Raw genomic sequence first — 12151 nt, forward strand, 5'->3', positions numbered from 1 at the left:
TCCCGCTCAGCAGCCGCGAAACCGCGGTGCCCGCTTGGCGAGGAAGGCGGCCAGCCCCTCGCGATAATCTTCCGTATCGAGGAAGGCGAAGGAGTCACGCAACTCCCCCTCGCTCAGCGGTTGGTTCTCCTGCAGGCGCTGCAGCAGCACCTTGTGCCGGCGCGCGACCAAGGGTGCTCCGTTGCAGATGCGCCGGGCCGTCGCGTAGGCTTCCGCGACGACTGCGCCGTCGCCGACGACACGCGTCACGAGTCCCTTGGATAGAGCCTCGGCTGCCCCCAGGATACGCCCCTCGAGTAGCAGTTCGCGCATCGTTGCGGCGCCGGCCAGGCGCAGCAACGCCTGCAATTCGACCGGATACATCGAGAAGCCAAGCCGGTTGATCGGCGCGCCAAAGCGTGCGGACTCACCACAGATGCGCAGGTCGCACTGGGCTGCGATCTCGAGCCCACCGCCAATGCAGGCGCCATGAATCAGCGCGACGGTCGGCAGCGGACAGTCGCCGACCGCCTTTAGTGCGGCTCCGGCCTGCGCGTGATAGGCCATTGCCCGGTCGACGGTGTCCCGCTGGCTGCTGAACTCCTCGATGTCGCCGCCGGCGGCAAAAGCCTGCTCGCCTTCGCCTCGCAGCACGAGGCAACGCAGCTCGGGGTCGGCAGCCAGCCCGCTGACCAGCTGCGCCAGCTGCTGCCACATGGCGGAGTCGACGGCGTTGAGTTTGGCCTGATTCGAAAGGGTGACGGTCGCCACCTCGTGATCGCGGGTGCAGTCGATGCGGCCGCTCATGACGGCACTCTCGCTTCCTCGCCTGCGCCACGCACGAGCGCTTGCCGCCCGGCAAGGATGTGGTCGTGCATCATCGTCTGCGCGCGCAGCGCGTCGCCAGTCCTGATCGCCTCGAGGATGCCCACGTGCTCATCCAGCGACTGCTGCAGTCGCCCATCGATGCTCAGTGAGAAGAGCCGGGTCAGCTTGAGCACCTTGCGCAGATCCTGGATCATCTGCCGCAGCCAGCGGTTGCCGGACATCTCCTGGATGCGCAGGTGGAACTCCTGGTTGACCTCGAAGAAGCGCCCGATCTGATTGCTGGCGGCAAAGCGCTGCAACTGCCGATGCAGTGCCTCAAGCCTGGCGATCTGCTCCGGGCTGGCCCTTCTGGTGGCTTCGAGGGCGCAGCGTCCTTCGAGCATCGCCATCAGCGGAAAGATCTCGTCGAGATCCTGATCGGAGATCTCGGTGACGAAAGCGCCGCGGCGTGGACGCAGGGTGACCAGTCCCTCGGCGGCGAGCACCTTCAGTGCCTCCCGCAGCGGTGTCCGGCTGATGCCGTATTCGACGGCCAACTGTTGTTCGTCGATGCGGATTCCGGGCAGCAGCTCGTGCGCGAAGATCCTCTGTCGCAGCCGCTCGGCGACCTCCTGGTAGAGAGCGGTCTGCGCTATCCGACCGGGTGCCATGACTGGCCCTTCCTGCCCAGCGAATCGGAGTCCTGGAAACTTGCTTTCATAATTATGGATACAGTATTATTCGCTGGGCGGGGTGTCAAGAGCTGGAAAAGGCTGCGCCAGGGTGCGCGTCTCCCGCCACGAATACCATGGCTGCGGCCTCGCCATGTGGCCTGCCCGCCCCAATCCACAGATTTCCTGAAAGGTTCCGTCATGTCCAACGAGAACAAGCCTGATCTGCCGAATTCCGCCAATCTCGACGCCTGGAAGAAGGCCGCCAGCAAGTCCGCCCCGGGTGGCAACGTCGACGCCCTGAACTGGGTGACGCCCGAGGGCATCGTCGTCAAGCCGCTGTATACGAAGAAGGATGTCGAGGATCTGGAGTACACCGACACCCTGCCCGGCCTGGCGCCGTTCGTCCGTGGCCCGCAGGCGACGATGTACGCCGTGCGGCCGTGGACCATCCGCCAGTACGCCGGCTTTTCAACCGCCGAGGCGTCGAACGCCTTCTACCGCAAGGCGCTGGCCGCCGGCGGCCAGGGTGTCTCGGTTGCCTTCGACCTGGCGACGCACCGCGGCTACGATTCCGACCATCCGCGGGTCACCGGCGACGTTGGCAAGGCGGGCGTGGCGATCGATTCCGTCGAGGACATGAAGATCCTGTTCAACGGTATCCCGCTGGAGAAGATCTCGGTGTCGATGACGATGAACGGCGCCGTGCTGCCGATCCTGGCCGGCTACATCGTCGCTGCCGAAGAGCAGGGCGTGCCGCAGGACAAGTTGTCGGGGACGATCCAGAACGACATCCTCAAGGAGTTCATGGTCCGCAATACCTATATCTACCCGCCGAAGCCGTCGATGCGGATCATCTCGGACATCATCGGCTACACGGCTCACCACATGCCGAAGTTCAATTCGATCTCGATCTCCGGTTACCACATGCAGGAAGCCGGCGCGACACAGGCACTCGAACTCGCGTTCACCATCGCCGACGGGCGCGAGTACGTGAAGACGGCACTCGCCTCGGGTCTCGACGTTGACGAGTTTGCCGGCCGGCTGTCGTTCTTTTTTGCCATCGGCATGAACTTCTACCTCGAGGTCGCCAAGCTGCGGGCTGCGCGCCTGCTGTGGTGGCGGGTCATGCGCGAGTTCTCGCCGAAGAGCCCGAAGTCGATGATGCTGCGCACCCACTGCCAGACCTCCGGCTGGTCGCTGACCGAGCAGGATCCCTACAACAACGTCGTCCGCACGACGATCGAGGCGATGGCCGCCGTTTTCGGCGGCACGCAGTCGCTGCACACGAACGCCCTCGACGAGGCGATCGCCCTGCCGACCGAGTTCTCCGCGCGCATCGCCCGCAACACGCAGCTGATCGTCCAGGAGGAGACGCACATCACCAACGTCATCGACCCGTGGGCGGGTTCGTACATGATGGAGAAGCTGACGCAGGACCTGGTCGACGAGGCGTGGAAGCTGATCGAGGAGGTCGAGAGCATGGGCGGCATGACGCATGCCGTCGAATCCGGTTGGGCGAAGATGAAGATCGAAGGCTGCGCCGCCGACAAGCAGGCGCGAATCGACTCGGGCAAGGACGTCATCGTCGGCGTGAACAAGTACAAGCTGGCGAAGGAGGACGCGATCGACATCCTCGACATCGACAACAACGCCGTGCGCGAGGCGCAGGTGGCGCGCCTGAAGTCGGTTCGTGCCGGCCGCGACAGCGCCAGGGTCGATGCGGCGCTTGCCGACCTGACCCGTTGCGCAGAGACCGGTGAGGGCAACCTGCTCGACATGGCGGTGCGTGCGATGCGGCTGCGGGCCACCGTTGGCGAAGTGTCGGACGCCATGGAGAAGGTTTTCGGGCGCTTCCGTGCGACACAACAGACCGTTTCCGGCGTCTATGGCGCGGTCGTCGACGGCCTGGCGAGTTGGGAGACGCTGAAGGCCGAGATCCTCAAGTTCAACGAGGAAGAGGGCCGTCGGCCACGGATCATGATCGCCAAGCTCGGGCAGGATGGCCACGACCGCGGCGCCAAGGTGGTTGCCACCGCCTTCGCCGACCTCGGTTTCGACATCGACGTCGGACCGCTTTTCCAGACGCCCGAAGAGGCTGCGCGGCTGGCGATCGAGAACGACGTCCACGCCGTCGGCGTGTCCTCGCTCGCCGCCGGCCACAAGACCTTGCTGCCGGCTCTCGTGCGCGCGCTCAAGGAGCAGGGAGCCGATGACATCATCGTTTTCGCCGGCGGCGTCATCCCGGCACAGGACTATGACTTCCTGTTCCAGGCCGGCGCGAAAGCCATTTTTGGCCCCGGCACACGCATCGAAGATTCGGCAATGACGGTTCTGGCGGAGATTCGCAAGGCACGCGCACACGCCCCCGCCTGAGCGGTTTCCTTGCCCGCGAGCAGGAAGCGTGGATATGACCAGTACGACTGCCGGCAGCCTTACGGCTGCCGACCAGCACCTCGTCGATGGCGTTCTCGCCGGTCGCAGACGGGCGCTGGCGAAGACCATCACCCTCGTCGAGTCGACCCATGGTGAGCACCAGCGGCGCGCTCGCCACGTACTCGCAGCATTGCTGCCGCACACCGGGCGGACGATCCGTGTCGGTATCTCGGGGGCTCCCGGCGCCGGCAAGTCGACCTTCATCGAATCGCTCGGGCTCCACCTCATCGAGTCCGGGCGCCGGGTTGCCGTGCTCGCCGTCGACCCGTCGTCGTCGGTTTCCGGCGGCTCCATCCTTGGCGACAAGACGCGCATGGAACTGCTCTGCCAGCGCGACGAGGCCTTCATCCGACCGAGTCCATCGGCCGGTTCGCTCGGCGGCGTCGCCGACAAGACGCGCGAGGCGATGCTGGTCTGCGAGGCGGCGGGTTTCGATGTCATCATCGTCGAGACGGTCGGTGTCGGGCAGTCGGAGACCACCGTCGCCGGCATGGTCGATGCCTTCGTCCTGCTGCAGTTGCCGAACGCCGGCGACGACCTGCAGGCGATCAAGAAGGGCATCGTCGAGATTGCCGACCTGATCGTGTTCAACAAGGCCGACATCGACGAGCGGGCGGCGGCCTTTGCCCGCAACCAGATGCGCGCCGCCCTGACCATGCTGCGCAGCACGAGCCCGAACTGGCGGCCGCCGGTGCTGACGATGAGCGCCCTTGCCAAGCGCGGCATCGCGGAGTTCTGGGCCGAGGTGGAGCGCTATCGGACGACGATGCTGGCCAGCGGCGAGTTCGACGACAAGCGGCGCCGTCAGGCCGTCGACTGGATGTGGAATCTGATCGACTCGGGCCTGCGGCAGTATTTTCGTTCGCATGCGACGGTGCGCTCCGCGCTCCCGGTGCTTACCGGCGATGTCGCCGAGGGCCGCACGACGCCCGGTGCTGCGGCGTCGCGCCTGCTCGCGTACCTGAAACACTGAAAAAGACAGAAGAAAAGGAACCCGATTGCCGGGGGTTTTCAAGCGAGATCTCCGACCTGTTTGAGTAGTCCTGATTGACGCGACCGTTAGGGAGTAGAACTTATGCACGACATCATTCGCCAGCTTGCAGAAAAGCGCGCGGCGGCCTGTCTTGGTGGTGGGCAGAAACGCATCGACAGCCAGCACAGCAAGGGGAAACTGGCAGCCCGCGAAAGGATCGAGCTGCTGCTCGACAGCGGCTCGTTTGAAGAGTGGGACATGTTCATGGAACACCGTTGCACCGACTTCGGCATGGCCGAACAGTCGGTGCCCGGTGATGGCGTGGTCATCGGCTGCGGTACCATCAACGGCCGCCTGATGTTCGTCTTCTCGCAGGACTTCACGGTTTTTGGCGGTTCGCTGTCGGAAGCACACGCCGAGAAGATCTGCAAGGTGATGGACCACGCGATGAAGGTCGGCGCACCGGTGATCGGCCTCAACGACTCGGGCGGCGCGCGCATCCAGGAAGGTGTCGCCTCGCTCGCCGGTTACGCCGAGGTCTTCCAGCGCAATGTCCTGGCTTCCGGGGTCGTGCCGCAGATCTCCCTGATCATGGGCCCGTGCGCCGGCGGCGCCGTCTACAGCCCGTCGATGACCGACTTCATCTTCATGGTCAAGGACTCCTCGTACATGTTCGTCACCGGCCCGGAGGTGGTGAAGACGGTCACGCACGAGGATGTCACGGCGGAGGAACTCGGCGGCGCGATCACCCATACCAGCAAGTCAGGCGTTGCCGACCTCGCGTTCGAGAATGACGTCGAGGCACTGATGATGCTGCGCCGCTTCATCAGCTTCCTGCCGTCGAACAACCGCGAGAAGCCGCCGCGCGTGCCATCGCAGGATCCGGCGGACCGCCTCGACTTCTCGCTCGACACGCTGGTTCCCGACAACCCGAACAAGCCGTACAACATCAAGGAACTGATCATCAAGGTATCCGACGATGGCGACTTCTTCGAACTGCAACGCGAGTACGCCAAGAATATCGTCATCGGCTTCGCCCGCATGGACGGTTCGACGGTCGGTATCGTTGCCAACCAGCCGCTGGTGCTCGCTGGCTGCCTCGACATCAAGAGTTCGATCAAGGCTGCCCGGTTCGTCCGCTACTGCGATGCCTTCAACATCCCGGTGGTCACCTTCGTCGACGTGCCGGGTTTCATGCCGGGCACCGCGCAGGAATATGGGGGCATCATCAAGCACGGCGCCAAGCTGCTCTACGCCTACGCCGAGTGCACGGTGCCGAAGATCACCGTCATCACGCGCAAGGCGTATGGTGGAGCGTACGACGTCATGGCGTCGAAGCACCTGCGTGGCGACGTCAACTTCGCCTGGCCGTCGGCGGAAATCGCGGTCATGGGGCCGAAGGGTGCGGTCGAGATCATCTTCCGCGAGGAGAAGAACGACCCCGCCAAGCTGGCTGCGCGCGAGGCCGAGTACAAGGCAAAGTTCGCCAACCCCTTCGTTGCTGGTGCACGTGGCTTCATCGACGACGTGATCATGCCGAACGAGACGCGCAAGCGCATCTGCCGCTCGCTGGCGATGTTGCGCAACAAGAAGTTGGAAAACCCGTGGCGCAAGCACGGCAACATTCCGCTCTGATACCCGGGGAGAAATAGTGATGTTCAAGAAGATTCTGATCGCCAACCGGGGCGAAATCGCCTGCCGGGTGATGAAGACCGCCAAGCAGATGGGCATCAAGACGGTGGCCGTCTACTCCGAAGCGGACAAGGATTCGATGCATGTACTGATGGCCGATGAAGCCGTCTGCATTGGTCCGCCCCCGTCGAAGGAGTCGTATCTGGTCATCGACAAGATCATCGACGCCTGCAAGCGGACCGGCGCCGAGGCCGTGCATCCGGGCTACGGCTTCCTGTCGGAGAACGAGGAGTTCTCGCGTCGCCTCGAGGAGAGCGGTATCGTCTTCATCGGTCCAAAGCATTACTCGGTGGCGGCGATGGGTGACAAGATCGCCTCGAAGAAGCTGGCGATGGAGGCGGGGGTCAACACCATCCCCGGTTACAACGCCGAGATCGCCGACGCCGCACAGGCGGTGTCGATTGCCAGTGGCATCGGTTACCCGGTGATGATCAAGGCTTCCGCTGGCGGCGGCGGCAAGGGCCTGCGAGTCGCCTTCAACGACAAGGAAGCGGCCGAGGGATTCGATGCCTGTCGCAACGAGGCCCGCAACAGCTTCGGTGACGACCGCGTCTTCATCGAGAAGTTCGTCGAGGGCCCGCACCACATCGAGATCCAGATCATCGCCGACTCCTTTGGCAACACCGCTTACCTCTTCGAACGCGAATGCTCGATCCAGCGTCGCCACCAGAAAGTCCTCGAAGAAGCCCCGTCGCCGTTCATCGACGAAAGGATCCGCAAGGCGATGGGCGAACAGGCGGTGGCGCTGGCGAAGGCGGTGAAGTACCAGAGTGCGGGAACGGTCGAGTTTGTCGTCGGTTCCGACAAGTCGTTCTACTTCCTGGAGATGAACACCCGTCTGCAGGTCGAGCATCCGGTGACCGAGATGATCACGGGGCTGGACCTCGTCGAGCTGATGATCCGCGTCGCCGCCGGGGAGAAGCTGCCCTTTGCCCAAGAGGATCTGAAGATCAATGGCTGGGCCATCGAGTGCCGGATCAATGCCGAGGATCCGTTCCGCGGCTTCCTGCCGTCGGTCGGGCGTCTCGTCAAGTACCGTCCGCCCGAGGTCATCGAAGGACAGGTGCGGGTGGACACCGGTGTCTTCGAGGGCGGCGAGATCTCGATGTACTACGATTCGATGATCGCCAAGCTGATCTGCCACGGCGGCACCCGCGACCAGGCGGTCAGCCGCGTGCGTGACGCGCTCAACGCGTTCGTCATCCGCGGCATCGACTCGAATATCCCGTTCCAGGCAGCGTTGATGCAGAATCAGCGCTTCCTCTCGGGCGTGTTTACCACCTCGTTCATCGCCGAGGAGTTTCCGAACGGCTTCGACGAGTCCTGCGTGGTGCATCAGGATCCGGGTCTGCTCGCCGCGCTTGCCGCCTTTGGTCGTCGTCGTTACATCGATCGTGCCGTCCAGATCAGCGACCAGATGCCTGGGCATCAGCGCAAGGTCGGCAAGGACTGGGTCGTCCAGATGGAAGGCAAGGACTACCCGATTTCGCTCGCGCCGATCCCGGGTGGCTACTCGGCAACCCACGGTGGCGACAAGTACGATCTCGTTTCCAACTGGATGTTCGGTGAACTCGTCTTTCGCGGCACATGCAACGGAGCGCCGATCTGCCTGCAACTCGAGCGCATCGGTCTGCTCTATCGCGTGGTCCATTTCGGCAAGCAGGTCAAGGCGACGGTGATGACCGCCAATGCGGCGCGCATGCTCGCGCTGATGCCGAAGAAGGTGCCGCCGGATCTGTCGAAGTTCCTGCTCTCGCCGATGCCGGGGCTGCTGCGCGAGGTAGCCGTCGCGAACGGGCAGGACGTGGCTGCTGGCGAGAAGTTGGCAGTGATCGAAGCGATGAAGATGGAGAACGTTCTCAAGGCCGAACGCGACTGCAAGGTCAAGAAGGTCGTTGCCTCTCCGGGCGAGAGCCTGTCGGTCGATCAGGTCATCATCGAGTTCGAGTGAACCGCCGCTGTCGCTGGCCCGACCGCAACCAGAGCCCGCCACCCGGCGGGCTTTCTTCGTGCCGGTTATGCTCCGGCCGTCAGCAGCGCGGGCGGCCGGTCCGTCAGAGCAATCACCGTGCTGGACAGATGCGGATGTGGTCTTGACGGTTGGCTGACATGCGCGATCGTCGGGCTGCAATCCGTTCTGTGTTCCGGGCAACCCTGATGAGTACTACGAACGCTGTGGGGCGTTGAGAGCCTGCTCGAAGACGGCGTGCGGACGACTGTCGGCGGGCTTCCGCCAGCCCGTGGAGCTACCCCTCGAGGCAAGCGCTCAGGTCAGCAGTCGCGCGACATCGCCCCGCGACCGATGCGCGAGCCTCGCATCGCCTGATGGACCGTGAAGTCCGGGAACCTCGACTCGATCGATCGCCACTTCGCTGACGCTGTGATCAGCGGCCAGAACCCGTCTGATCACGGTGCCTGATGTCGCTGGAGTCGCCCATGAACGCGGCGCATCGGATCGCCGTTGCGGTTCCGGAGTTTCCGGCCTGGTCAGCGGTTGGCTGGCCTCGCTCGCAGCCCCCAGCCAGCCGTTCCTTGAGCAGGAAGACGCGCATCGTGCCCTTGCCCTTGACCGGAATCTCGCCCCTCTCTTCGCAGACGAAGTCCGCCGTGAGCAGGGAGCGTGTCGCTTCGCTGATCTGAATCTCGCCGGCGATCCCCTGTGACTCCATGCGCGAAGCGATGTTGACCGTGTCACCCCAGAGGTCGTAAATGAACCGCTTCTTGCCGATCACGCCGGCGACGACGGGGCCCGAGTTGATGCCAATGCGAATCTCGAGTCCCGGGAACTCCCTGATCGCAGCCTGCAGTCGCAGCGCCAGGTCGGCGACCGCCACGGCGTGATCGGCTCGTGCCTCCGGGATTCCTGCGGCCACCATGTAGGCATCACCGATCGTCTTGATCTTCTCCAGACCGCCCTGCTCGGTGAGGTCGTCAAAGCTCGAGAATATCGCGTCAAGGAGGCCAACGACGTTGGGGACCGACTCCGATAGCGATGTGTAACCGACGATGTCGGCGAAGAGCACGCTGCAGTCGCTGAAGGCGTCGGCAAAGGTCCGCCCCTCACGACGCAGACGCCGGCTGATCGACGCCGGCAGCATGTTTTCGAGCAACTCCTCGAGTCGCCCGCTGGCAGCCGCAAGCTGCTTTTCGGCTTCTGCCAGATCCGCCAGAAAGAGATGGGCCACGTACGTCAGCGACAAGACGCCGGCAAAGAACAGGATCCAGCGACCGCCCGCCTGCGCCTCGCGAGAGTAGGGAAGACCGGCGGCCGGCAACGACAGCAACCCGAGTTCGACGGCAACGAAGATCAGAAGACAGACCAGGGCGTACAGTTCACGGGCGCGGCTGCCGTGCTCGAAGAACAGAAGGTACGCGCCGATCGTTAGTGGCAGCAGGTGATAGTGGCTCATGCTGTGAAACGGTGCGGCGACTCCTTCGAGTGCGATCAGGCTGGCGACCACTGGGATCACCACCCAGAAGTAGCTGTGGCTGGCAAGCCCGAGTTGTTCACGCGACAGGCAGGAGCACACCCACGCCGCACCGCAGAGCGAGACAGCCTGGAGCAGGAGCGTCGGCAGATCGTCACGGATCAACGCGACGAAGCTCCAGGCGAGGGCATAGGCGACGAGTAGACCGATTCCCGTCCGCAACAGGCGCTCGGCCCGTCGCCGCCGGTATTGGCGAAACGCCACGTCGGTGAAGACGAACTCGCGCGCGTTGCCTGCACTGCTCACGGTCGATTTATCCGTTACAGCCCGAAAGCACGGGCGGGGCGCGGAGTATGCGTCCTTGGGCGCCGGCAGTCAAACGGCCGCCGCCTTGAGGCAGGCCTGCCGGTTGTTGCAGCAGATGACGGCGGAGACGCATTGGTGGAGGGTACCGGTCGCCGATCGCTGCGTCGGCAGTGTCGCGACGCGGCGCATGCGATGCCGGCCCCTGCCGCCGAGGCGCGCAGCGATGAGATGTGTGGCGCGCCTACGATACAATGAGTGCGACGGGGCGCGCTCCGAGCACTTGCTCGATGTCTCCGCCTCGCCGATTGGCAGAAGGTCCCTCACGCCTTGCGGGTGCGAGGGGCTGCATCGCTGGAGGAACCCTCGATGTCATCGTTCAATGAAGTTGCCGAGACCGTCGGCCTGTTCTTCGACGGCCTCGGCGTTCTCGTCATCGTCCTCGGTACGCTGGTCGCCGCCGCCCGTCAGTTCGTCGTGCGCACGGGCAGCGGCGATCGCTATCGGCAGTTCCGGCAGGACATCGGGCGCGGAATCCTCCTTGGCCTCGAGTTTCTCGTCGCTGCCGACATCATCCGCACGGTGGCCGTCGCACCGACGCTCGACGGCGTCCTGGTGCTCGGCCTGATCGTCTTCATCCGGACCGTTCTCAGTACGGCTTTGCAGGTCGAACTCGAGGGTCGCTGGCCCTGGCAGCGGGCGAGTGAGGGCGCGGTTGGCCCGCACGAGTCTCGCTGAACCAGGGTTTGCGCGCTCGCTGTCGAGTTTGCGGACGCCTCAGCGCGCCTCTGGAGCACGGCTGCGTCGTTGGACGGGCTGCCCCGCGGTGCCTCAGGGTAGTCCGAAGCTGCGCCGGATGGCCTGCAGGCTTTCGTCGCTCAGCGTCTTGTCCACGGCCGCGACAATCTCGCGCAGATTGGCAGCCCGGGTCGTTCCGACGACACAGGATGCGATCCCGCAATTCGCGAGAACGTAGGCGATGGCCGCCTGTGCGGGGGACATTTCCCTGATTGCCGCGAGTGTTTCGCGCAGGCTCGCGGACAGCTTCCACAGTTGCCGGCCGCTCGGCCGCAGCCACGCTCGCGCCAGATACCAGAGGTCGGCTGGACTCCTGAGTCTGCCGATCTTCCCCTTGACGAGATGTCCCTGTCCAAGCACCGTTCCGGCGACGACTCCCGTTCCAGCCTCCGCCAGCCGACGGATTACGGGTTCGCGGTCGAGCTGCGCGACGTTGTAGTCAATCAGCGTCATGTCGAAGAGTCCGGGGTGGCTGGCAACGAAGGACATGTCGGGCTCGCTGTGGGTATTGATGCCGAGGTAACGATACATCCCCCGTACCCGCATCGCATCGAGGCGCTCGAGCAGCGGCTCGCTGATTTCTGCAGGCGTGATGCCGTGCAGTTGCAGTATGTCCAGATAGCCGCAGCGAAGGTTGGCGATCGACTGCGCACAGGACCACTCGATGTGGTCGGGGGAAAAGTCCTTGACCCTGCCACCGGGGCGGCGGAAGAGCGAACCGGCTGGGACGATGGTTCCCGCTTTCGACGAAACGACCAGGCGCGCCCGGTCGTGTTTGAGGACCGTGCCCAGCAGTCGTCCGAGACGTGGCTCGGCATTGAAGCCCGAGTAGTTGTGCCCGGTATCGAAAAAGTTGATTCCGTTCTCGACTGCCTCGACAACCACCGCTGCCGCCTGTTTCTCGGGGAACGTCCGGTCACCCCAGTAACCGGAGCAGCCAAGCGCGATCGCGGAGACTTCGAGGCGGGTCCTGCCAAGCTGCCGGTACTTCATGCTTCACCCTTCGCCGTCAGTGCCCGCAGGGTCGCCGACGGCCGTTGCCGCGGCCGCATCATGGGCGCATG

The 12151-nt window shown here is 64.3% G+C and carries 9 protein-coding genes; 5 read left to right on the top strand and 4 right to left on the bottom strand.

Annotated features, from left to right (window positions below; genetic code table 11):
• Positions 1-6: 6 nt before the first annotated feature.
• Positions 7-786, bottom strand: coding sequence for an enoyl-CoA hydratase-related protein (locus NFW30_RS07545; RefSeq protein ID WP_295353340.1), 780 nt, complete (start codon positions 784-786; stop codon positions 7-9).
• Positions 783-1457 carry a GntR family transcriptional regulator gene (locus NFW30_RS07550; protein WP_295353337.1) on the bottom strand — a complete coding sequence of 225 codons (675 nt, stop codon included), beginning with the start codon at positions 1455-1457 and terminating at the stop codon, positions 783-785. The genes NFW30_RS07545 and NFW30_RS07550 overlap by 4 nt, the downstream gene beginning before the upstream one ends.
• A 201-nt stretch (positions 1458-1658) precedes the next feature.
• Here NFW30_RS07550 and scpA point away from each other — a divergent pair, with 201 nt between their 5' ends.
• The 4 genes from scpA to NFW30_RS07570 all read left to right on the top strand — a co-directional run bounded on the left by scpA (position 1659) and on the right by NFW30_RS07570 (position 8509).
• On the top strand, positions 1659-3833 hold the full coding sequence (gene scpA, locus NFW30_RS07555; protein ID WP_295353334.1) for a methylmalonyl-CoA mutase: 2175 nt from the start codon (positions 1659-1661) through the stop codon (positions 3831-3833).
• Between the two features lie 34 nt (positions 3834-3867).
• Entirely contained in the window at positions 3868-4866 is a 999-nt protein-coding gene (gene meaB / locus NFW30_RS07560) for a methylmalonyl Co-A mutase-associated GTPase MeaB (RefSeq protein WP_295353331.1), read from the top strand.
• 102 nt (positions 4867-4968) lie between these two features.
• Positions 4969-6501, top strand: coding sequence for an acyl-CoA carboxylase subunit beta (locus NFW30_RS07565; protein ID WP_295353328.1), 1533 nt, complete (start codon positions 4969-4971; stop codon positions 6499-6501).
• Between the two features lie 19 nt (positions 6502-6520).
• A complete protein-coding gene (locus tag NFW30_RS07570) occupies positions 6521-8509 on the top strand; it encodes an acetyl/propionyl/methylcrotonyl-CoA carboxylase subunit alpha (RefSeq protein WP_295353325.1) in 1989 nt (662 codons plus the stop codon).
• A gap of 433 nt (positions 8510-8942) precedes the next feature.
• Here NFW30_RS07570 and NFW30_RS07575 read toward each other — a convergent pair whose 3' ends face one another.
• On the bottom strand, positions 8943-10292 hold the full coding sequence (locus tag NFW30_RS07575; protein WP_295353322.1) for an adenylate/guanylate cyclase domain-containing protein: 1350 nt from the start codon (positions 10290-10292) through the stop codon (positions 8943-8945).
• A gap of 366 nt (positions 10293-10658) precedes the next feature.
• Here NFW30_RS07575 and NFW30_RS07580 point away from each other — a divergent pair, with 366 nt between their 5' ends.
• Positions 10659-11027: a DUF1622 domain-containing protein gene (locus tag NFW30_RS07580; RefSeq protein WP_295353319.1), complete on the top strand. Its 369-nt coding sequence runs from the start codon at positions 10659-10661 to the stop codon at positions 11025-11027.
• 93 nt (positions 11028-11120) lie between these two features.
• Here the strand turns inward: NFW30_RS07580 and NFW30_RS07585 are convergent, their stop codons facing one another.
• Complete coding sequence (locus NFW30_RS07585; protein ID WP_295353316.1) at positions 11121-12080, bottom strand: aldo/keto reductase; 960 nt, start codon at positions 12078-12080, stop codon at positions 11121-11123.
• Positions 12081-12151: the final 71 nt, after the last annotated feature.

It is taken from the genome of Accumulibacter sp., from assembly GCF_023806635.1.
In the GTDB taxonomy this organism is placed as follows: Bacteria; Pseudomonadota; Gammaproteobacteria; order Burkholderiales; family Rhodocyclaceae; genus Accumulibacter.

Coding starts and splice junctions, on each gene's coding strand:
- meaB (WP_295353331.1), top strand. CDS start 3,868: ATGACCAGTACGACTGCCGGCAGCCTTACGGCTGCCGACCAGCACCTC.
- NFW30_RS07585 (WP_295353316.1), bottom strand. CDS start 12,080: ATGAAGTACCGGCAGCTTGGCAGGACCCGCCTCGAAGTCTCCGCGATC.
- NFW30_RS07570 (WP_295353325.1), top strand. CDS start 6,521: ATGTTCAAGAAGATTCTGATCGCCAACCGGGGCGAAATCGCCTGCCGG.
- NFW30_RS07580 (WP_295353319.1), top strand. CDS start 10,659: ATGTCATCGTTCAATGAAGTTGCCGAGACCGTCGGCCTGTTCTTCGAC.
- NFW30_RS07550 (WP_295353337.1), bottom strand. CDS start 1,457: ATGGCACCCGGTCGGATAGCGCAGACCGCTCTCTACCAGGAGGTCGCC.
- NFW30_RS07545 (WP_295353340.1), bottom strand. CDS start 786: ATGAGCGGCCGCATCGACTGCACCCGCGATCACGAGGTGGCGACCGTC.
- NFW30_RS07565 (WP_295353328.1), top strand. CDS start 4,969: ATGCACGACATCATTCGCCAGCTTGCAGAAAAGCGCGCGGCGGCCTGT.
- scpA (WP_295353334.1), top strand. CDS start 1,659: ATGTCCAACGAGAACAAGCCTGATCTGCCGAATTCCGCCAATCTCGAC.